Below are 22,862 nucleotides of genomic sequence, written 5' to 3' on the forward strand. Positions count from 1 at the left end.
ATTTAGACTAGGTGTTGGTTATATTAGCAGGTGCTTAGGTATGAAATAATACAGCCATTTTGGAACTGGCCAATGGGAAACCGCTTAATTTTATCCAATTAAACATTTTCAACAGCTTGTTATAGTTGAAATACTCGATGATTCATCGGTATCCACTGCCAGTATTGCTAGTTGGTTATACTGACTACATCACGTCCATGTGACGCGCTTAATACGTTGAATAAATTATCACTATGCTTGAACGCACTGCAATAATATTCAAGGCTCAGAGAGTTAGCTGACGTGGCGAACTCTTAACTCTTTTGGTACCGCGAACTCGATATTTTCTTCCCGGCCAGGACGTTCATGAGCTTTATCTGCTCCCCAGCTAATCAATTTATCCACTACCGCTTGTACTAACACTTCCGGGGCTGAGGCGCCGGCTGTCACACCAACATGTTTTGCGTTCTCCAACCATTCTTTCTGAATGCAGTCAGCACTATCGATCAGATAGGCCTGAGCCCCCATTTTTTCGGCTAACTCTCGAAGACGATTGGAATTAGAGCTATTTTGAGCTCCAACCACCAATAAAATTTCGCAATCACCCGCCAATTCGCGAACTGAATCTTGTCTATTTTGCGTTGCATAGCAAATATCATCTTTACGAGGACCCTCGATAGCCGGGAACTTTTCACGCAAAGCATCAATAACCTCTGCGGTATCATCTACCGACAAGGTCGTTTGACTGCAATAATAAAGCTTAGTGGGGTCTTTGACTTCTAAATTAGCCACATCCATCACAGACTCCACTAAATAGATGCCTCCAGCAGCATTGTCATATTGCCCCATGGTGCCTTCCACCTCAGGATGGCCTTGATGTCCGATTAGAATGCACTCTGTGCCCTTCTTACTAGCTCGCATCACTTCCATATGTACTTTGGTTACCAACGGACAAGTTGCATCAAATACTTTTAAGCCACGATCGGTTGCCTCATTACGAACCGCCTGAGATACGCCATGGGCAGAAAATATAACAATACTATCATCTGGCACTTCGGTCAGTTCGTCGACGAATTTGGCACCACGGCGCTTTAACCCATCAACCACAAATTTATTGTGAACCACTTCATGGCGCACATAAATAGGTGGAGAAAATAGCTCCAGTGCACGTTCTACAATAGTGATAGCACGGTCTACACCGGCACAAAAACCTCTGGGGTTGGCTAAATGTATCTGCATAGTCTAAACCCTAGCTTACGCCAAGGATCTCCACATCAAATATTACCCTTTGACCGGCTAAGGGATGATTAAAATCCACCGTCACCGAATCCCCTTCTACATCACGCACTATACCTGGAATTTCAGTTCCATCTGGTTGACTAAACGCAATGATAGTGCCGAGTTCAACCGGGGTGTCTTTGGAGAAACGACTGCGCTCCATATGGTGAATATTATCTGGATTAGGCAGGCCAAATGCATCAGGCGCTTCTAAGGTAAAGGATTTTTTATCACCTTGTTGCAAGCCCAACAAACACTGTTCGAAATTCGCAGTTAAACTGCCGTCGCCCATTTGCAGCTTTGCCGGCTTGTTATTGACCCGGGTGCTATCCGCAGCAGAACCATCGGATAATTTAAGGTCAAAATGCATTACAACTTGGCTATTTTGATCAATTTGTAGACTCATTATCCTCGCCTTTGTCCTGTTTATTTTTAAACATATCAACAATCAATAGCGTAGCACCTAGACAAATTGCACTGTCTGCTAAGTTAAACACTGGCCAGTCATATTGTTGATAATACACATGCAAAAAATCTATTACGTAACCATAGGCAACTCGATCATATACATTGCCTATTGCACCACCTAAGATAAGCGAAAATGCCACGGGTAATAGAATCTGGCTTTTAGGACTGGCCTTCAACCAACGTAAAATTATCACGCTAACGGCTACCGCTATGCCAGTAAAAAACCACCTTTGCCAGCCACTGGCGTCACTCAAAAAACTAAAAGCTGCACCATAATTGCGGGTATGAGTTAAATTGAAAAACGAGGTGTATTGGATGGACTGGTACACGTCCATACTGGCAACAATAGCGTATTTACTCCATTGATCCAGCACCACGGTGAGAGCCGCCAACCATAGAAAACGTAAGCCGGTATTACTAAACATATTAAGCATAATGTCTTTTTTCACCCTCACCCTCGACATTATCGACACAACGATGACAAAGCTCTGGATGGGACTCATCCACACCCACATCGGCTCGGTGATGCCAACAGCGTACACACTTAGGATCGGCAGACTTGGCGATTTCCATCCACAAGCCTTCTATCTCAGTATCAATGGCGCCTTCTGGGGCTGCCTCTACGGTTACCAATTTGGCCGCCGAGGTAATTAACACAAAGCGTAATTCATCTTCTAATAGTGCTAATTTGTCGGCTAGTGCAGCAGTTGCGAACAAAGTCACATTGGCTTCTAGTGATGCACCCAAGTGGCCATTTTTGCGTTGTTGTTCCAATGCACGGTTTACTTGTTCTTTGACTTCCAACACTTGCTGCCAGAATCCATTGTCAAAATCACCTTTAACGCTATCAGTGGGCAAGCCGGTATACCAAACGCCGCTAAAAACAAACTCATCACGTTGGCCAGGCATTTCCTGCCACAACTCTTGTGCTGTAAAGCTCATGACGGGCGCCATCCAGCGCACTAGAGATTCAACAATATGATAGAGGGCTGTCTGGCATGAACGTCGAGCATGACTATCTGTTTTAGCCGTATACTGGCGGTCTTTAATGATATCCAAATAGAAGCTGCCCAACTCAATTGAGCAGAATTGCATCATCTTTTGACAAACCACTAACAAGTCATACTTTTCATAGGCTTCGATGATTTCAGCCTGAACAGTTGCGGCACGACTCACTGCCCATTTGTCTAACTCGACCAATTGCTCAAAAGGCACGACATCAACACTAGGATCAAAACCGTTTAGATTGGCCAGCAAGAACCGGGCAGTATTGCGTATACGACGATATGAATCTGCCGAACGTTTTAAAATTTCATCTGAAACCGCAATTTCACTGCGATAATCCGTAGATGCAACCCAAAGACGTAATATATCCGCCCCCAGTTTATTGATAACTTCCTGAGGGGCAACCGTATTGCCAATAGACTTAGACATCTTTTTGCCTTCGCCATCGACGGTGAACCCGTGAGTTAGTACTTGTTTGTATGGCGCATGACCTTTTTCTGCAACTGAGGTCATCAATGACGACATGAACCAGCCACGGTGCTGATCTGACCCTTCCAGATACAAGTCTGCTGATGCCGGAATATCATCACGACTGTCGACCACAAAGTGGTGGGTCACACCTGAATCAAACCATACGTCCAAGGTGTCTGGTACCTTAGTGTAAGTTTTCGCGTCTTGCTCACCTAAGAACTCGGTTAGATCAATATCCCACCAAGCTTGTATGCCTTTGGCTTCAACTAGTTTAGCTACACGCTCAAGCAGTTCGTCGGTATTAGGATGCAAATCACCGCTGTCTTTATCCACAAATAAAGCAATTGGCACACCCCAAGTACGCTGCCTGGAAATACACCAATCAGGACGTCCTTCCACCATGGATTCAATCCGGCTTTGACCCCATTCAGGGATCCATTGGGTTTTCTTGATTTCGGCTAAAGATTGCTGACGAAGGCCATTTTTGTCCATGCTAATAAACCATTGAGGCGTAGCTCGGAAAATGATCGGCGTTTTATGACGCCAGCAATGCGGGTAGCTATGGGTATAGGCATGATGATGGACCAAGGCGTTATGTTCTTTAAGCACATCGACAATGTGAGCATTGGCTTTGAATACATGTTCGCCTTCAAATAATTCGGTACCTTGCATATAAACACCGTTAGCACCTACAGGGTTAGCCACTTCCAAACCGTATTTTGCACCAACGTTAAAATCGTCTACACCATGTCCAGGAGCCGTATGAACGCAACCAGTACCTGATTCAGTGGTAACATGATCACCTAGAATAACCGGCACAGTAAAATCATAAAACGGATGTTTAACATGTTGATTTTCAAATGCATCTCCGTGGCAATAACCTAGCGCATGATAGTGATCAAAACCGAAACGGTCCATGCAATCTTTAACTAGGTCCGAGGCGATAATCAAGCGCTCTTTGCCATTTTCGCCGTCCACCTGCACTAATGTGTACTCTAACTTAGGGCTCACACATACTGCGCGGTTTGCAGGTAAAGTCCAAGGAGTAGTAGTCCAGATCACAACAGAGACCGGCCCTTCACCTACATGCCCTTCTGGATGTTCAAAGGATTCCACCAGCCCTTGCTCATCTGCGGCTAAAAACCTTACGTCAATAGAAGGCGACTGTTTATCTTGATATTCCACTTCGGCTTCGGCAAGTGCCGAACCACAATCGGTACACCAATGCACTGGCTTAAAGCCTTTTTCCAAATGGCCTGAACGCACGATGCCTCCGAGCGCACGAATGATGTCGGCTTCGGAGCTAAAATCCATGGTTTTATAAGGTCTGTCCCACTCGCCCAGTACACCTAGACGAATGAAATCTCGCTTTTGACCAGCGATTTGTCGCTCGGCATAGTCGCGACATTTTTGTCTAAACTCTGCCGCCGTGACTTTTTTACCTGGCTTACCGACTTTTTTCTCTACCTGAAGTTCGATGGGAAGACCATGGCAATCCCAACCTGGTACATAGGGAGAATCAAAATCGGATAAGTTTTTAGACTTTACAATCACATCTTTAAGAATTTTATTCACCGCATGGCCAATATGAATATCACCGTTGGCGTAAGGAGGGCCATCATGCAATATAAAAGGTGTTTTACCTTTTTTGGCCGCTCGAATCACATGGTACAGTCGTTTCTCTGTCCATTGCTTTAACATTTGCGGTTCCCGTTGCGCCAAATTCCCACGCATAGGGAAATCAGTGTAGGGTAAATTCAAGGTATGTTTGTAATCACTCATTAAGGTTTAAATCCAAATCTTAGTGGTATTTATTCGACGCACATGAGCGCCCGCGCCCGCTGTGCATCGACTTGTATTTGTTGTTTTAACAACTCGAAAGAATCAAATTTTATTTCATCTCGCAACTTATTCACGAAGACGACGCTAATATATTGACCGTAGACCTGCAGATCAAAATCAAACAGGTGGACTTCTAACTGTAATCGCTGTCCTGACAATGTCGGTCTAGTTCCAACATTAGCGACACCATGGAAATGTTTGTCGCCAATTTTAACGCTTACGGCAAAGACTCCCTTAATGGGTGCTTTGCAGCGTTTTAGCAAGACGTTTGCAGTGGGAAAACCAATGGTTCGGCCTTTTTTCTCACCGTGTACTATTCTGCCAGCGATTGCAAAGGGTCTTCCAAGCATTGCTTCAGCCTCAACAAAATCACCGCGAGACAATGCTTGTCGAATAGCGGTTGAGCTAATTCGGCAATCCTTACGGCGGAAACTTTGAGTACTGACTACTTGATAGTCAAATTTTTTGCTATTGTCTTCGAGTAACCCAAAGTCACCTCTGCGCTTCTGACCAAACCGAAAATCATCGCCAACAACGAGAAATTTAATACCTAGTTTATCCACCAGCAAATTTTCGATAAAATCCTGAGCACTACAATCGGCAAAATGTTGATCAAATTTAATACACAACAAACGGTCAACGCCAATTTCTCGAAGATGCACAAACTTATCACGTAAACGGCTCAATCTAGCGGGTGCACTTTGCGGTGTAAATACTTCTTCTGGTTGCGGCTCGAACACCATCACAGTGGCAGGTAAATTCAGCTGACGAGCTTGCTTGATTAAATTAGTCAGTACTGCCTGATGACCTAAATGTACACCATCAAATTTCCCAATTGTTAGCACACACCCTTTGTGTTCTTCACGGATATTATGCAAACCTCGGATTAATTCCACTGCGCCCTCTAATTCAATGCGTAAATTGTAGCAATTCAAAGGCCGGAATTATAACCAACTGAACAGTTAAAGAAAGTGAATCGACCGGATATCAGTACAAAAGTCGCAAATTTATCAGAATCGGGGTATAAAAATGATTTAACTAGTCAATTCCGTAACCTTGAATACCTTTAATCAGTTTTTCGTACCACGTGAGTACCGCTGAAATCTTTGACTCTGACCCCAAGAAGTAACAAGGTAATACAGAAGGTGCCAAATCCAATCCCAATCAACTTAGCCAATAGCAGTGACTTAAACCATGTACTCATTTGCCACCAAATTGCGATGTCAGGTTTGACGTATACGATTGCCCCAACCATTAATCCTGTAGCGAGGATAATTTTCATCAGGTAAATGAAGGTCGCTGCGGTTACCTGATAAACACCTAATCGGTGCAATTGAAAGTACAGTAAACCCGTATTCAGCGTTGCAGACATTGATGTAGCAATAGCCAGCCCGACATATCCAAACGGAATCGCAAGGGCAATATTAAAGAAAATATTTGCCACCATAGAATAGATACCAAAGCGCACCGGAGTCTTTAAATCTTGACGGGAATAAAACCCCGGTGCTAACACTTTGATTAGCATAAAGCTCAATAAACCAGTCGAATAAGCCATTAAACTTGCAGAGGCCATGGCGGCGTCATTGACGGTAAATGCACCCCCATAAAAAATGGTTAAAAGCATAGGTTCGGCCAATACGAACAGACCGGCAGCAGCGGGTAACCCCAGCAAACACACAACCTTCAAGCCCCAATCAATGCTATTGCTGAAAGCTTGCTGATCTTTACTAACGTGATGACTAGATAAAGTAGGCAAGATAACTGTCGCGATAGCGATACCAAATAAACCCAGTGGAAACTCTAATAAACGGTCCGAGTAATACAACCAACTCACTGACCCTGTCATTAGCGCGGTAGCAATCATGGTATCAAGCAACAAGTTAATTTGACTTACCGAAACCCCAAATAACGCAGGGATCATCAAGCGCCTGACCTTAGACACTTTAGGGTCAGACCATGCCCATTTTGGCTTGACCAGTACACCCGCTCGATACAGAAATGGAATTTGAAACAGTAACTGCATCAGGCCGCCAAAAAATACGCCCCATGCCAATGCAAATTCAGGGTTTTCGAAACTAGGACTTAGATATATTGCACAGGCGATAATGGATACATTCAACAGCACTGGAGTAAAGGCCGCGACAGCAAACTTATTCAAGGTGTTTAATATCGCGCCAGATAAACCGGTCAGTGAAACAAAAAATAAATAGGGAAAGGTAATTTTAAGCATCAAAGCGAATGGCTCAAATTTATCACCCTGTGGCGATCCTTGTAGGTAGTCAAGGAACCAACCGGCACCAAACAAAGCTGCAACCACTGGCGAGCCAATGACGCCTAACAAAGTGACTAGGGTAACTACTACTCCTAAGGTACCGGATGCCTTGGCGATAAATAACTTTAGATGTTCTTTATCGCCTTCGTTTTTCACTTCGGTAAGCACCGGAATAAAAGCTTGAGCAAAAGCGCCTTCGGCAAATAGGCGACGAAGGAAATTAGGTATCTTGTTGGCAACTAAAAACACATCTGCTGCGGCGCCCGCACCTAGCATATTTGCCACAACGACATCACGAATAAGACCCAGCACCCTAGATAGAAATGTCATGAAAGATACAACGACGCCGGACTTCAGCAATTTTTTCGACAAAATGCAATTTCCTTTAATGCATAACCCGTGGGTTTAGAGAGGATATTATGCGGGACTTCAATGGAAGCTGTCCAGCAGATGCGAGTCTTAAAAAAATACAGGGAAATTATTTCTGATATTCTGTAAAATTAACCGGTAAAAAACATGTTCTGCTCCTGTCGATATGGTTAATGGATCTGGCAAATAAATGACGAAACAGACACATTCAGCAAGTCTTGTTGATAATAAAGCTGCTGTTTACGCGCTAAATTGCATTATTAGTCGTAAAACTGTTTGACAATAGAGCATCAAATAGGCACAATCTGCGCCCTTGAATTTTGACTAGAATTTTTTCGGGAGTTCCAACTTGGCTAACATTAAGTCTGCTAAGAAACGCGCAATCCAAGCGGAGAAACGTCGCCAGCACAACGCTAGCCGTCGTTCTATGGTTCGTACTTATCTTAAAAAAGTAATTGCAGCTATCTCTGCTGGTGATAAAGAAGCGGCTACTGCTGCCTTCGTTACTGCTACACCTTTGCTTGACCGTATGGCAACTAAAGGTTTGATCCACAAAAACAAAGCTGCTCGTCATAAGAGCCGTCTTGCTGCGCAGATCAAAGCACTATAATATCGCGTTTCAGAAATGCATTATAAAAAGCGCTTTTAGCGCTTTTTTTATGTCCAAATTTTGACATTTATCCCCCATCTACTTTAGCTTTCCTGCTAATTAATTCTATTTTTAGCAAAGTTACCACGTCATAAATATGCAAAGAATCTGGCGTCAAAGTGTCATACAACTCGATTATCGTCTTCCAGAAGTAGCAGTCAAAAGGCGTGAGTATGTACACCGCGGAAGAATTCTTAAAAAAACATTACCCTCAAACAGAGGGCAGGCCTTGGCTGTTTAAATCTATCCGTTTTATTCTGCGCCACTTACTACATGAAAAAGAAATGTTAGCATTTGGTCGAGATTACCCCAATCTGCAGGGTATCGATTTTATTGAACAGGTTTTGGAATACTTCAACGTCAGCTACTCTGCTAGAGATAGTGAGAAGGAACGTATTCCCAGCGATGGCCGAGTCGTCGTCATCGCAAATCACCCAATAGGCTCACTTGATGCCCTAGCCTTGATGAAACTACTCTGTGAAGTGCGCAGTGATGTAAAAGTCGTCGCCAATGAAATGCTCATGGCGCTTCCTCCTTTACATGACATAATACTTCGAGTGAATAATATGCAGGGCGGCACCCCCAAAGAGCATCTCCAAAATATTCATCAGCATCTCAACAATCAAGGCGCAATTTTAATTTTTCCGGCTGGAGAAGTATCTCGCCTGCGCCCCCAAGGTATCCGAGATACACGCTGGCATTCTGGATTTTTAAAAATTGCAAAAGCCACTAATTCCCCGATCCTTCCGGCCTACATAGACGCAAAAAATTCGCCGCTATTCTATAGCGTGTCCATGTTTTATAAGCCTATGGCCACAGCTTTATTGGTTAAAGAGATGTTTAAACAAAGACGCAAGCATCTGCCCATCCGCATAGGTGAGATTATTCCTGTTGATAGCTACATTCAGAATAAATTCCCCCCTACCCATCAGGTGAAAATGTTCAAGAAGCATCTATACCGTATTGGTCATGGCAAACAAGGTATCTATAAAACCCAAACCGCGATTGCTTTACCAGAAGACCGCAAAACCTTATCAAAGGCAATTAAACAGCAATGTGAACGCCTCGGTGAAACGGGTGATGGAAAACATATCTACCTATATCGGCATACCGGAAGTTCACCTATCATGCGTGAGATAGGCAGATTGCGTGAGTTCGCATTTCGAGCCGTCGGGGAAGGTAGCAATAAACGCAGAGACGTTGATAACTTCGACTCCGACTACTTTCATTTACTGCTTTGGGATAATGAAGACTTGGAGATTGCTGGCGCTTATCGTTTCGGAGATACCAAACAAATCATTGCTAATAAAGGCCTAAGCGGCCTCTACTCCGCAACCTTGTTTGAATACACCGATCAAATGGCCCCCTACTTCGAGCAAGGTCTTGAACTGGGGCGCAGTTTTGTTCAACCCCGTTATTGGGGCAAACGCAGCTTAGATTATCTGTGGTATGGCATAGGCGCTTTTTTAAATAAACACCCGCAATATCGTTATTTATTTGGCCCGGTCAGCCTAAGTAATAACTATCACTGTGCTGCTAAGGTGTTATTAGTACAGTTTTACAGTTTGTATTTCCCCGCCAAGACTAAGCTTGCCTACGCCAAGCTACCCTTTAAAATCCCGCAGGATACTTGCTCACCATTTTTAGGCGCAGACTACAAACAAGACTTCACTGTGCTAAAGCACTCCCTAGCGAATATGGGGGCGGTAGTTCCAACACTCTTCAAGCAATATTCTGAAACCTATGAAGATGGTGGTTTACAATTTATTGAGTTTAACATTGATCCTGATTTTAATCAGTGTATCGATGGTTTAGCCATGGGGGATATCACCATGATGAAAGCTAAAAAACGTCAACGCTATCTACAAACGCCATTACAGACAGCAGGATAACTATACTGCTGTTACGACCACATCACCCTCATCATCTGTTCCTCCAGTTCTGTTTGACCACTCCTGGGTATATTCTATCTCTTAGACAAAGTGGCGACTAAACCAAATGTAGGTCACCTCTTCTCATCCCTAGGCGGCACCTAGTATGCTATTGAGGAAATTCCACTCACTGAGTAAAGCTATTGCCATTTACCCTGATGCATTCCGTCACTGAGGGTTTTTACTAGCGCAGGAAAACATGACACTATTGGAGCTGGTTTAGATCATAATAGCGATTTTAGGAGTCCAATCTTGCTTAGATTTTTGTTTTTAATTCCCATAATGATGTGTGTAATTTGGATTGCATATCTAAAAACTAATGGCTACAGCTTGGAGGAAGGCAAAAAAGGATTTGTCAAAATTCTGGTTATCTCCTGTGTTATCGCGGTGGTTTATTTTGCTATGTTGTTAGTTAACTAGTGCAATTTAATTACCAACAAGCGCGGGGAGCTTGGAGCATAGATTGATTAATGCTTAGCTGCTGGCAACCTCTGTCTGCCTGTTGTTCATTAAGTGCATTCGCGTGTATGGTAAATGTTGCAGCCCCTTGATTAGAAACGCTAAATTGATAGTAATTTGAGCTAACAAGGGATAACTGTTCAGTTGTCGCATAGCTAGGCTGAGACATTCTAAATTCCTGTTGCATCAAGACTATTTTCATTAATGTTACCTGCGCCTCCTGACGGCGAGCCTTTAGCAATGATTGCTTATAAGAAGGTATCGCCAGTGCTGCAACAATCCCTAAAATAGCTAGCGCAATCATCAATTCCAACAAACTCATTCCTTTGACCATAAATCTGTACCCTTGTCTGTTTGATTAGCAATTATACTCAATATCAGTAAAGCACATGGAAAACTTCAAAGGGTATTGAAAGTGCATTTAATCATAAAGACACAAGGATTCTCGCTTCTCGAAGCTATGATAGTGGTGAGTATTATTACATTAATAGCAGCCCTTGGTGGGCCGTCGATCACCGCGGCGCTGCATCATCAGCAGCTTAAAGGAGCTTTGCAACAAAGCTACTACTTGCTCCAACAAGGCCGCGCTTTTGCCGTAACCCAAGCTAAGGAAGTGACTGTACAATTTTCTCCAGGTCAAAACTGGTGCGTGGCCCTGAGCGATCGTGGAACTTGTGATTGCAAACAAGCAAACGCCTGTACCCTCGGTAATCAAAGCTATCAACTTACTGCAAAGGACTATCCATTTATTCATTTGCCTAAGGTAACCATGGGCAACGATAACGCAGTGATATTCGATAAGACCCGCGGTAGTGCAATGGGAAACGCCGGTAGCAGTGTGTTCACCAACGGCACAACACAAGCTAAATTAGTCATATCAAATTTGGGTAGAGTTAGGATATGTGTCCAACAGGGACAAATTGGAGCCTACTCAGCATGCTAAATAATATCGCTAAAGCAAAGTTGCAAGCAGGATTTTCATTGGTTGAGTTACTCATCGCCATGACGATAAGCACAGCCACTATCGCCTCACTCACTAGTTTCGTCGCTATATCCGGAGTCACTAGCGCAAAATTTTTAGCTAAAATGCGCCTATCTGAAGAGCTTGATACAATAATGTCATTACTCACCTCAGAACTGCGCAGAGCAGGCTATAACGGCAATGCTCATCAAGCTGCGTTGTCTCTAGAACACAGCCAGTCTGTGTTTTGGCAACAATGGCAATTATCTCACTATGCAGGAGAAAGCATGAATAGCTGCATCGAGTTTGCTTATGATCGAAATAATAATGGACGATTAGACACCGAAGATGGCGATGAGCGCTACGGGTTCAGATTAAGAGACCGAGCCTTGGAAATGCGACAAGCCGGCTCCCCTTGTGAATCTGGGGGTTGGCAAGACTTGTCGGACAACAGTTTCGTTAGGGTTACACAGCTAACCTTTCGTGCGACCACAGAGCAGCTTGCGGGCCTCACACGATTCCAAATAAACATTAGTCTTAGCGCCCATTTACACTCTCACCCAGAGTTAAGCATACAGCGACAACAGACAATTCGAGTAAGCAATTATGCCATCTTTTAATCAGCGCGGAGCTGTCACTCTGCTGAGTGTGACACTGTTGCTAATGTTGACGTCTGTCATAGGCATTTACAATATGAAGGTCAGCCATTCTAAACATATCATAACCCTTAATAGTCAAATTAAAAGCACCGCCATGGCCGCAGCTCAGTCCGGCCTGGCCGAAGTAATGAATATCTTGCAGGCGGATCCCCAATGGTCCGATAGCCAATTAAGAGGGGATATTCCTAGTGTAGGCAGTTATAGGGCATTGATTAGCCATCAGCGCAGTGAGCGTTTGGCCAATTCTTTAGCCGTTCATCAAGTTCACGTCAGTGCCAATACCTCAGAGCAAATGGGGGTTTTACAATCCCATCAATCTATTATTAGCTACCCGCTACTAAGCACCCTTCCTCACGCCCCTTTAATGGTCAACGGGCAGTTGCTATTAACCGCAAGTGTTACCTTAGTAGCCAACCCAAATGGTAGCGGAACAGGCTTACCCCTCTCGATATGGAGCAAGTTGGGGCTGGGGCCGTTGTCAGACGCATTTGTAAGTTGCGGACACTTTGAATATGAGCAGGCGTCATGTGATGCAATGCCATACTCAAATAACTCTGCACTGGCCGCCGATATTGTGGCTCACGATCTCAACTTCCCCAGCGATAGCCTGGCCTATTTAAGCAACGTTCCTAAGCAGTACAGTATGCAATTTAAAGATGAGTCAGACAGTATCCGCAATAACTGTAGTGATTTACCTCAAGGTAATCTGACCATGCTGTGGATCGAAGGGGATTGTGTTCTTTATCAGGGCCAACAACTAGGAACAGCGCTAAACCCAGTGTTCTTAGTGGTTGAAAACGGCCAACTAGAACTAGCTCAACAAGCACAGATTAACGGGCTCGTTTTGCTGTTGGTTACCGACAGCCGTACTGACTCAAATATCATTAACCTAGAGGGTTTAGGGACCATTGTAGGAGCGATCTTATCCGACCGTGATATGCACATTACTGGCGAGTCTCTGGTCTTGGTCTTTGACGCTAATATCCTGACTAAACTGACTGATTCTCCCGCATTAAGACGGGTGGCCAATATAGCCGGCAGTAATAGGGATTTCCAATGAGGCCGGCCTATGGATTCAGTTTGATAGAAGTGATGGTGGCCTGCATCATCATGCTAATCGGCGTAATGGGGTTTGTGCGTTTACAGTCACATATTATGCAATCTGAACAATCTCGTCATATTGCCGGAATAGCCAGACAATTGGCCCACGAAAAATTAACCGACTTACGTGATTTCAAGACCCTTCATAGGATGGATGAAAATTCCTCTTTTCAATCTATCGCAGATAACCTAGGTGGAAAAATAGTAGCCGGAGACATAGACATCAGCGTTGACGGTGATGAAACAGAATTGCAGCGTTTTAATCAGCAATGGCAGGTAAGAGATCAATTTTATGTCGATACTGACAACGACAATGTAAAGGATAGTTGGCGTGACTACGAAGATATCCCCAACAATCATGCTCTGCCCTCTTTACCCGAGCAAAAATGGGTCACAATCAGCGTTAAATGGACCAGCGCCAAAGGATTAACTCAGACTACATCTTTGCAGGGTATCGTCTCACCTGTTTTGAGCTATCGAAGCATCCATGGCATACAGCAGACGCCGTCGAATCAAAGGGTTCCTAGGGTATTATTAGCTGAAAGCGCCCCCGCGATGAAAGGTTCCCATTTAATTAACGGCGACGTAAATGTCAGTTTTTCCCAACCTTCTTGGCCCAGTGACAGCGCCAGCACAGACATATCGATAACTCAGTTCAAACGCCATGAATCCGAAACTGAGGTACTTACCCAAGCGAATTTTCGAACCATAAACTGTGACTGTCAGATAGCCGGTGCAGGCCGCGGTAAGACACCCTCTATGACGATACTAAAAGACCAATCGCTAGTTAATCAACCTGGCAGTTGGGTCAACAAAACTGTGGGTATCGCGACAGCCGGTCAAAACCCACTTTGCAGCAGTTGTTGTCGTGACCACCACGATACCCAAACCATGCTTGTCGAACATTCAAATTATTCGCCCGGTCCTTCGGCACACCAACACTTCGGCATAAACTCCAATGGAGATTATACCTTGGCGCTCAATATTGCCGATCCCTACCTAGAGATCTGCCGCTTTAAACGCATAGATGGACAATTCGAAATTTACCCAGACTGGCAACTGATTAATTTGACCCAATTTGATAGCCAATATTTGCATGATGAGAGTAACCGACTAGCCTATCAGCAGCATGTCCTCAGCAGCCTTCGCGCTGCACTAAACAATCAACAACCAGCTAGCCTACCTCTGCCCCAAATAAACATGTTCAGCGGCGCGTTACAGCTGCTTAGCCGAGGAATCTATATAGAAAAACTGCGGCCAGAGCATATTGAATTCATAAGGCAGAAAGTGGCATCAAGACAATTAGATTGGCTAGATTATCTGCCATTTTATGATATTGACGTGACCTTATTGGCTAATTGGAGAAGCAGCGCAGAACATATTGCCACCATTAGCCAACAACCCTATGTATTGGAGGTAGACCAACAACACCTACAATTTGGCCAATATTCCCGTGGCCGAGTGAGTGGCCTTACGATAGGCCAAGCGCAAATAGCAGCGACTATTCACCGTGGAAATGCCGGTTTATCCCATCGACCTCCCCATGTCCCTCCCTCTAATTTACATGTTAGCCAAGCAAATACTTTGTTGTTGTCAGTTCAAGGATCAGCAAAGCCGCGCAGTAATCTTGCAATCAGTGGTGATGTAGCATGTATTGTTAAACAAGTAACTGATTATGTCCCATGTCAATATCAGGATCCAAAAAGGGCTGATTATGTTGATTTAACTAGCTTAAGGGTTAGTGACTCAGCGCAGGAATTTACCTGTGATATCACGATTAACAGCAGCCCAAACAGTAGTTTTTTCAATTGCGCCCCCATAACAGAAAAATGGCAAGGAGCACTTCACCTCGCAACTGAGCCAGTTAACCCTCAAATTAGCCTGCATTGGGTCAGCGAGGCGTTAGGAATTGTGCCGGGGCCAAGCATAACCTTGCCGGAACCACTAACAGAAACATCTAATTTTGAGTACCAAGTGCTAATCATAGTAAAGTGAGTTTCGATTAACTTCAGATATAAAAAAGCCCCTAATCGTCTAAAGCGATCAAGGGCTTAATTGGGTTTAGCTTAAGCTTACAATTGGTTGATACTAATATCAGCCTCTGCACGCATAGCAGCAATTAGACTTGCATAACTACCTTCAGCGCGGGCTTGACCAAGGCGCTGTTGCATAGCAGTAATTTGTTCGGCAGGAACCTCGTCCGTCAGATTGATACTATTTAGTTGCACTAGTCCAACATTACCACTGGCCAGCTCAACCACAGCTTGATTTGCGCCTTCAGTAGCCGACATTTTAAATGCTTGATCGACAATTCCACGAGGCAATGCGGCTCCGAATCTAGCGACACCCGCTTGGAGTTCCCAGGCTAGATCTTTATCAGCCAACTTAGCAGAGATATCGTTGCCAGCTTGCAGATCAACTAACAACTCGTTTGCCCATGCTTTAGCCGCAGCTTGTGCTTTTTCCGAAACTAGCTGTGTCACGATTTGCTCTTTCACTTCTTGTAACGCTTTAGTGCGCTCTGGCTCATATTCTTTAACTCGCAACACTACAACGTGGTTATCACCAATACTGATGACTTCGCTGTTGACTTTGTCTTGGGTGAGCTCAGTTGAAAAAGCCGCCGCAAGTACAGTCGGATTAGCAATTTTTTCAGGGGCTGTTTGCGCCGTGAACAATGCCGTTTCTTGCACTGTCACACCAATAGCCTCTGCTACATCCACTAAGCTGTCAGGCATTTCAAACGCGAGTTCCTTTAGTTGGTTCTGGGCAAGATAGAATTCTTCAATCGCTTTTTCACTCTTGACTCGTTTGACCAATTCTTCTTTAACGTCTTCAAATGGAGTGACCTGTTGAGCTTTGATATCAGTCAATTTGATAATATGTAGGCCAAATTCACTCTCAACAATGGCAGACACATCTCCGACATTTTTTAATTCGAATGAAGCATCAGCAAAAGCGGGGTCCATCATGCCTTGTGCGAAAAAGTCTAAATCACCGCCATTCTCAGCTGAGAAAGTATCTTCCGACATGTCTTTTGCAACTGTCGCAAAGTCTTCGCCGTTATTTAAGCGTTTAACAGCTTCGTCTGCTTTTTCTTGTGCCGCATCAGCGTTATCAGCTGTTTCAAATAAGATGTGCGATACACGACGTTCTTCTTCTGTGCGATAAGTGCTGCTAGAACGCTCATACAGATCCTGTAACTCTTGCTCAGTAACATCGATATCAACCAAGAAGTCGTCAGCGTTTAGCTCAACGTATTGCAAACTAACTTTTTCTTCTGTATCGAAGCGCAATAAGTTTTGTTGATAGAAAATATTGATGTCGTCTTCTGACACCTCTATAGACTGTTTGAATGACTCAGAAGGGATGGTTATAAACTGTAAATTACGGGTTTGCGCTTGAAGCTTTAATACTCTTGATGCCTCAGACTGTAAGGTAAATTCGCTGCCCAATAATGCTTTAGCAACCTGCTGACGGGTCATTTCAGTACGCATATAGTCTCTGAATGTACTGGTTTGATAACCCACTTGTCTGAGCGCATTTTGGAAACGAACATTGTCGAACTGACCGCCAACTTGAAACTCTGGCATATTGACAATTTGCTGACTAATTTGTTGATTACTCACCCGTAAACCTAAATCTTCAGCTGCTTGCTCAATGAGTTTGTCAGCGATGAGACGGTCTAATACGCTCTGGCGGAATTGATTCAAATAGGCTGCATCAGCTGTCAAGGCTGTAAAAGCTTCACCATACTGAGATTCTAATCGGGCCCGTTCGTTTTCGTATGCACGTTCAAATGTGTTTAATGAGATTTCGTCACCATTAACCTCTGCCGCTGCTGTACCGGTAGAAGACACATAGCCGCCTACTCCAGCAAAGACAAAGCTTAAAATAACTAAGCCCAAGATCACGACTGCCCATGTACCCTGCGATCCTTCTCTGATTCTTTCCAACATATTAGTCTATTCTCTCTAACTGACTTGATAACAACAACTGTGGCCAATGAACTTAAAAACACAGTATTTAAGGCGCAAGATTATAGCGCGAAAAATAGCTGGATCACCAGACAATCGCAAAGTTTATAACAGCAAAAAGGCTAACATTGGCGGTTAAAGGTCAAATAGACTCTATCTAAACCATTTCTTTTACTCAAATGAGCCTATGTTAGCCAATGAGTGCCCGCTATTTAATGCTTTTGATGAGAATGCTAATACTTTAGGAGGCAGTTTTTGTAAATGGCAGCGATAGCTATGATGTGATGCCAGCTAATCGATTTTAAGCTGGTTTGTGAAGTAATAAACCTATGGGTAGGAATAGTCAAACTAGGGGGATCTATCAGAAATAAAAAAACCCTTAATGAGTAAGGGTTTTTTCGTAGTTGCAGTTAGAATGTGAAATCACATTACTAATTAGTTGCAGCTATCTTTAAGTGCTTTACCTGCTTTGAAAGAAGGTACTTTAGCTGCAGCAATCTGGATAGTCTCACCGGTTTGTGGATTGCGACCACTGCGAGCTGAACGCTCACGTACTGAGAATGTACCAAAGCCAACTAGCGCTACTTGATCGCCATCTTTAAGTGCAGTAGTAACCGCGTCGGTAAATGAATCAAGAGCACGACCCGCAGCAGCTTTAGAAATATCCGCACCAGAAGCGATTGCATCGATTAGTTGAGACTTGTTCACAATAAGATCCCCTTCAATTGTTATTATTTGTGGTTCCGCAAAATTGTTATTGCAGTGACGTTATAACAAGCTTGAATCTTAACTTCAAGCAATGTTTTACAATTTGTTAACACTAATGAATCGTCGCTATCCCTTTTGTTATAAGGCTTCGCACGAAACTAGGTTAAAGGCTAACATATCTTTTAACTTAGGGAAGCCCTAAAATTCAAAAAAAAACGAAAAAACAGCCGTTTTCGGCTATTTTTTCTTCGCTTTTGGTTTTTCTAAGCTAAAGCGCTCTGGATTTTCCTGTAATGCAAGCGTTAATACCTCGTCAATCCACCGTACCGGATGGATACTTAAATCCTTCTTAACGTTGTCAGGTATCTCTTCTAAGTCTCTTTCATTGTCTTTTGGAATGATAACTGTCTTAATTCCACCACGGTGAGCGGCCAACAGTTTTTCTTTTAATCCACCGATGGCGAGCACTTCACCCCGTAGAGTTATTTCTCCCGTCATGGCCACTTCTGCCTTGACGGGATTTCCGGTCAATGATGAAACTAACGCTGTACACATTGCTATACCCGCACTTGGACCGTCTTTTGGTGTTGCACCTTCAGGGACATGTACATGAATATCGCGCTTTTCATGGAAATCTTCATTGATACGTAGTTTTTCTGCCCTACTGCGAACCACTGTCATTGCGGTTTTAATCGACTCTTGCATGACATCACCCAAAGAACCGGTAAAGGTAGTTTTGCCTTTACCCGGCACTGAGGTGGTTTCAATGGTTAGTAAGTCTCCACCAACTGATGTCCAAGCCAAACCAGTTACCTGACCGATTTGGTTGTTGCCTTCAGCCTTACCATAATCAAATCGTTGTACACCTAAGAAGTCTTTAAGATTATCTTGATTGGCAACAACTTGCTTAACCGACTTATCCAACAAGATATTCTTCACTGCCTTACGACAAATTTTAGAAATTTCTCGCTCTAAGCTACGCACCCCTGCTTCACGGGTGTAATAACGAATAATCCCTATGATTGCTGAATCTTCGATTACCAATTCACCGTCTTTGAGACCATTGCGTGACATTTGCTTTTTAAGCAAATGACGGATGGCAATGTTAAGTTTTTCGTCTTCGGTATACCCCGACAGGCGTATGACTTCCATACGATCCAGTAATGGACCAGGTATATTCATACTGTTGGAGGTAGCCACAAACATCACATCCGACAAATCATAATCCACTTCCAAATAGTGGTCACTGAAGGTGCTATTTTGCTCAGGATCTAACACTTCCAACAGTGCCGAAGAAGGATCGCCGCGCATATCAGATGACATTTTGTCTATCTCATCTAACAAAAAGAGAGGATTCTTGACCCCCACTTTAGCCATCTTCTGGATCAGTTTACCCGGCATTGAGCCAATGTAAGTTCTGCGATGCCCACGGATCTCCGCTTCGTCGCGCACGCCGCCTAGAGCCATACGCACGTATTTGCGTCCCGTAGCTTTAGCGATAGATTGACCTAAGGATGTTTTACCCACCCCTGGTGGTCCCACTAAACACAGGATCGGTCCTTTAAGTTTTTTCACTCGCTGTTGTACCGCGAGATACTCAATGATGCGTTCTTTAACTTTTTCTAAACCATAGTGATCTGAGTCAAGAATATCATCTGCTTTTGCGAGATCTTTTTTCACCGCGCTGCGCTTAAACCAAGGGACATTGGCCAGCCAATCTATATAGCTGCGCACAACTGTGGCTTCAGCCGACATGGGCGACATCATTTTGAGTTTGCGAAGCTCTGCCGTAGCCTTTTCTTTGGCTTCTTCAGGCATTTTGGCTTCTTCAATCTTTTTGCCTAAGGCTTCAAATTCATCAGGCGCCTCATCCAGCTCACCTAATTCTTTTTGAATCGCTTTCATCTGTTCATTCAGATAATACTCGCGTTGGCTTTTTTCCATCTGCTTTTTAACACGGGTTCGAATTTTCTTTTCAACCTGTAGCAGATCGATTTCGTTTTCCATCAAGGCCATCAAGTATTCGAGACGTTCATTGACGCTTTCCATCTCTAGCACTTTTTGCTTTTCAGCTAATTTCAAAGGCATATGCGCAGCCATGGTATCAGCCAATCGTGCAGCGTCCTCGATACCATTAAGAGAAGTCAGCACCTCCGGTGGGATTTTCTTATTGAGCTTAACGTAACCCTCAAATTGTGAAATCGCAGAACGCACAAGGACTTCCTGTTCGTTCTCTGGCAACTCTTTATCTACATGCTGTTTGACTTCGGCAATAAAAAACTCATCCGTTTGCAGGAATGTTTGGATCTGACCTCGAACATTACCTTCGACTAACACTTTTACCGTGCCATCGGGGAGTTTTAATAATTGTAAAATGGTGGCTATCGTACCCACTTCATATACATCATCAGTTTCCGGTTCATCCACACCCGCATCTTTTTGGGCAACTAGGAAGATTTGTTTGTCTTTATCCATAGCCGCTTCAAGGCATCGAATGGACTTTTCACGTCCGACAAACAAAGGGATGACCATGTGTGGATAGACCACTACATCTCTTAATGCCAGTACCGGCATTTCAATGCGATCGACTCGCTCTTTTGTCATGCTTAATCTCGTTTTTAATTAATACTAGGAAAGTTATGATTATGTATATGGGGATAACGAAGTAAAGTTCAATCAAAAAAAATAAAGGCTCCAAAGAGCCTTTATAAATTTAATTTTTATTCTGCTGCAACTTTCTTATCGCTGCCACTATCGTAAATCAGAATTGGCTTGGATTCGCCTTTTATCACCGTCTCGTCGATAACCACCTTACTGACCCCTGTCATGGACGGTAAGTCATACATGGTTTCGAGTAATACACCTTCTACGATAGAACGCAATCCACGGGCGCCGGTTTTGCGCTGCATCGCCTTATTGGCAATTGCGTGCAAAGCATCATCGCGAAACTCAAGCTCTGCATTTTCCATGGCAAACAATGCGCCGTATTGTTTAGTCAGTGCGTTTTTAGGTTTTTTCAGAATTTCTATCAACGCATCTTCACTCAACTCTTCTAAGCTAGTTAGAACAGGGAGGCGACCAATGAATTCTGGAATTAAGCCGTATTTAACCAAATCCTCTGGTTCTACTTGCTTAAACAGCTCACCGCTGTTTTTCTTGTCTGCTTTGCTTTTAACTGTCGCACCGAAACCAATACCGGAACCAACGGCTGCACGTTGCTCTATGACTTTATCTAAGCCTGCGAACGCGCCACCACAGATAAATAATATCTTAGACGTATCTACTTGCAGAAACTCTTGTTGAGGATGCTTGCGTCCACCTTGAGGTGGAACAGAAGCGATGGTCCCTTCAATCAGTTTCAACAGGGCCTGTTGTACCCCTTCACCAGACACATCACGGGTAATAGATGGATTATCAGATTTACGAGAAATCTTATCAATCTCATCAATATAAACTATTCCGCGCTGTGCTTTCTCAACATCATAATCACATTTCTGCAATAGCTTTTGGATGATGTTCTCTACATCTTCACCTACATAACCGGCTTCAGTTAAGGTAGTAGCGTCTGCCATAGTAAAAGGTACATCAAGCAAACGAGCTAAAGTTTCAGCTAGTAAAGTTTTACCACTACCCGTTGGCCCGATTAGCAAAATATTACTTTTACTTAATTCAATACCGTCATGGACGTCGCCACTACGTAAGCGTTTATAGTGATTATAAACTGCTACCGACAACACTTTCTTAGCGTGTTCCTGACCAATTACATATTCGTCTAAGTGAGCATGGATTTCTTTAGGCTTAGGTAATGCGTCCTGCTTTTTCTTAGGTGAAATTTCTTTAATTTCTTCACGGATAATGTCGTTACACAGCTCTACGCACTCATCACATATGAACACAGATGGTCCTGCGATAAGTTTGCGCACTTCGTGCTGACTTTTGCCACAGAAAGAGCAATATAATAATTTGTTATCGCCATCTGTGTTTTTCTTATCAGTCATCTAAAACTTGCCTCTTCCAATTTGTCTAGTCTTCGAGTTTGACAACTATTAGTAAGTGTTAACCCAAATGACTTACTTCTCAAATTATTTTTTAGTACTTATCGCATCATTACGACTATTTAGCACTTGGTCGATCAAACCATATTCTTTTGATTCAGACGCGCTCAAGAAATTATCTCTATCTGTATCTTGCGCAACTTTCTCATAATCTTGACCGGTATGCTCTGCCATCAAACGATTCAACTTCTCTTTAATAGACAGGATTTCTTTCGCATGAATTTCAAAATCAGACGCTTGCCCCTGGAATCCACCTAGAGGTTGATGGATCATCACTCTAGAATTAGGTAAACAGTAGCGTTTGCCTTTAGCCCCACCAGATAACAAGAAAGCGCCCATACTTGCAGCCTGACCGATACACACTGTGCTCACATCAGGTTTGATGAAATTCATAGTATCGTAAATCGCCATACCAGCGGTAACAGAGCCACCTGGGGAATTAATATATAAAAAGATATCTTTTTCTGGGTTCTCAGCTTCCAAAAACAACATTTGCGCAACAATTAGATTGGCCATGTGGTCTTCAACTTGGCCAACTAAAAATATTACGTTTTCTTTTAGTAGACGTGAGTATATATCATAAGAACGCTCACCCTTTGCAGTTTGTTCAACAACCATAGGGACAAGCGCATTGAGTGGATCGAACGGGGTATTCAACATAAATTTAATTCTTCACAA

General features: G+C 43.5%; 18 protein-coding genes. 6 read left to right on the forward strand and 12 right to left on the reverse strand.

Annotation, left to right across the window (positions count from 1 at the left end):
* Nucleotides 1-273: 273 nt before the first annotated feature.
* From ispH to murJ, 6 genes are all read right to left on the reverse strand, one after another.
* A complete protein-coding gene (ispH, locus tag QR722_RS14205) occupies nt 274-1,218 on the reverse strand; it encodes a 4-hydroxy-3-methylbut-2-enyl diphosphate reductase (protein ID WP_286283566.1) in 945 nt (314 codons plus the stop codon).
* Nucleotides 1,219-1,228: 10 nt separating this feature from the next.
* Entirely contained in the window at nt 1,229-1,663 is a 435-nt protein-coding gene (gene fkpB / locus QR722_RS14210) for an FKBP-type peptidyl-prolyl cis-trans isomerase (RefSeq protein ID WP_286283567.1), read from the reverse strand.
* On the reverse strand, nt 1,647-2,159 hold the full coding sequence (lspA, locus tag QR722_RS14215; protein ID WP_286283568.1) for a signal peptidase II: 513 nt from the start codon (nt 2,157-2,159) through the stop codon (nt 1,647-1,649). Before lspA ends, fkpB begins: the two co-directional genes overlap by 17 nt.
* Nucleotides 2,152-4,983, reverse strand: a complete 2,832-nt coding sequence (ileS, locus tag QR722_RS14220) for an isoleucine--tRNA ligase (protein WP_286283569.1) — start codon at nt 4,981-4,983, stop codon at nt 2,152-2,154. The genes lspA and ileS overlap by 8 nt, the downstream gene beginning before the upstream one ends.
* Nucleotides 4,984-5,012: 29 nt before the next feature.
* Nucleotides 5,013-5,939, reverse strand: a complete 927-nt coding sequence (ribF, locus tag QR722_RS14225; RefSeq protein ID WP_286283570.1) for a bifunctional riboflavin kinase/FAD synthetase — start codon at nt 5,937-5,939, stop codon at nt 5,013-5,015.
* Nucleotides 5,940-6,109: 170 nt separating this feature from the next.
* Nucleotides 6,110-7,687, reverse strand: a complete 1,578-nt coding sequence (murJ, locus tag QR722_RS14230; protein WP_286283571.1) for a murein biosynthesis integral membrane protein MurJ — start codon at nt 7,685-7,687, stop codon at nt 6,110-6,112.
* 346 nt (nt 7,688-8,033) lie between these two features.
* On the opposite strand from murJ, the gene rpsT reads away from it, so the two are divergent.
* Nucleotides 8,034-8,294 carry a 30S ribosomal protein S20 gene (gene rpsT, locus QR722_RS14235; RefSeq protein WP_286283572.1) on the forward strand — a complete coding sequence of 87 codons (261 nt, stop codon included), beginning with the start codon at nt 8,034-8,036 and terminating at the stop codon, nt 8,292-8,294.
* A 212-nt stretch (nt 8,295-8,506) separates the two neighbouring features.
* Nucleotides 8,507-10,225 (forward strand): bifunctional ornithine lipid synthase OlsF, encoded by a 1,719-nt coding sequence (olsF, locus tag QR722_RS14240; RefSeq protein WP_286283573.1) that lies wholly within the window; start codon nt 8,507-8,509, stop codon nt 10,223-10,225.
* A 469-nt stretch (nt 10,226-10,694) separates the two neighbouring features.
* On the opposite strand, the gene QR722_RS14245 is transcribed toward olsF, so the two are convergent.
* A complete protein-coding gene (locus QR722_RS14245; RefSeq protein WP_286283574.1) occupies nt 10,695-11,057 on the reverse strand; it encodes a type IV pilin protein in 363 nt (120 codons plus the stop codon).
* 81 nt (nt 11,058-11,138) lie between these two features.
* Between QR722_RS14245 and QR722_RS14250 the strand changes: the two genes are divergently transcribed.
* Genes QR722_RS14250 through QR722_RS14265 form a run of 4 tightly spaced genes read left to right on the forward strand, consistent with a single transcriptional unit; the run spans nt 11,139 to nt 15,439 of the window.
* Complete coding sequence (locus QR722_RS14250) at nt 11,139-11,666, forward strand: GspH/FimT family pseudopilin (protein WP_286283575.1); 528 nt, start codon at nt 11,139-11,141, stop codon at nt 11,664-11,666.
* Nucleotides 11,660-12,304, forward strand: coding sequence for a prepilin-type N-terminal cleavage/methylation domain-containing protein (locus QR722_RS14255; RefSeq protein ID WP_286283576.1), 645 nt, complete (start codon nt 11,660-11,662; stop codon nt 12,302-12,304). The genes QR722_RS14250 and QR722_RS14255 overlap by 7 nt, the downstream gene beginning before the upstream one ends.
* A complete protein-coding gene (locus QR722_RS14260; protein WP_286283577.1) occupies nt 12,291-13,403 on the forward strand; it encodes a hypothetical protein in 1,113 nt (370 codons plus the stop codon). Before QR722_RS14255 ends, QR722_RS14260 begins: the two co-directional genes overlap by 14 nt.
* Complete coding sequence (locus tag QR722_RS14265; RefSeq protein WP_286283578.1) at nt 13,400-15,439, forward strand: prepilin-type N-terminal cleavage/methylation domain-containing protein; 2,040 nt, start codon at nt 13,400-13,402, stop codon at nt 15,437-15,439. The genes QR722_RS14260 and QR722_RS14265 overlap by 4 nt, the downstream gene beginning before the upstream one ends.
* Nucleotides 15,440-15,516: 77 nt before the next feature.
* On the opposite strand, the gene QR722_RS14270 is transcribed toward QR722_RS14265, so the two are convergent.
* The 5 genes from QR722_RS14270 to clpP all read right to left on the reverse strand — a co-directional run bounded on the left by QR722_RS14270 (nt 15,517) and on the right by clpP (nt 22,844).
* Nucleotides 15,517-17,403 carry a SurA N-terminal domain-containing protein gene (locus QR722_RS14270; protein WP_286283579.1) on the reverse strand — a complete coding sequence of 629 codons (1,887 nt, stop codon included), beginning with the start codon at nt 17,401-17,403 and terminating at the stop codon, nt 15,517-15,519.
* 453 nt (nt 17,404-17,856) lie between these two features.
* The gene (locus tag QR722_RS14275) at nt 17,857-18,129 is read right to left on the reverse strand and encodes an HU family DNA-binding protein (RefSeq protein ID WP_286283581.1); all 273 of its coding nucleotides are present in this window, start codon (nt 18,127-18,129) and stop codon (nt 17,857-17,859) included.
* Between the two features lie 237 nt (nt 18,130-18,366).
* Entirely contained in the window at nt 18,367-20,733 is a 2,367-nt protein-coding gene (gene lon / locus QR722_RS14280) for an endopeptidase La (RefSeq protein ID WP_286283582.1), read from the reverse strand.
* 116 nt (nt 20,734-20,849) lie between these two features.
* Nucleotides 20,850-22,127, reverse strand: coding sequence for an ATP-dependent protease ATP-binding subunit ClpX (gene clpX, locus QR722_RS14285; RefSeq protein WP_286283583.1), 1,278 nt, complete (start codon nt 22,125-22,127; stop codon nt 20,850-20,852).
* 84 nt (nt 22,128-22,211) lie between these two features.
* Nucleotides 22,212-22,844 (reverse strand): ATP-dependent Clp endopeptidase proteolytic subunit ClpP, encoded by a 633-nt coding sequence (gene clpP, locus QR722_RS14290; RefSeq protein WP_286283584.1) that lies wholly within the window; start codon nt 22,842-22,844, stop codon nt 22,212-22,214.
* Between the last annotated feature and the right edge of the window lie 18 nt (nt 22,845-22,862).

It is taken from the genome of Aliiglaciecola sp. LCG003 (assembly GCF_030316135.1).
GTDB lineage: Bacteria > Pseudomonadota > Gammaproteobacteria > Enterobacterales > Alteromonadaceae > Aliiglaciecola.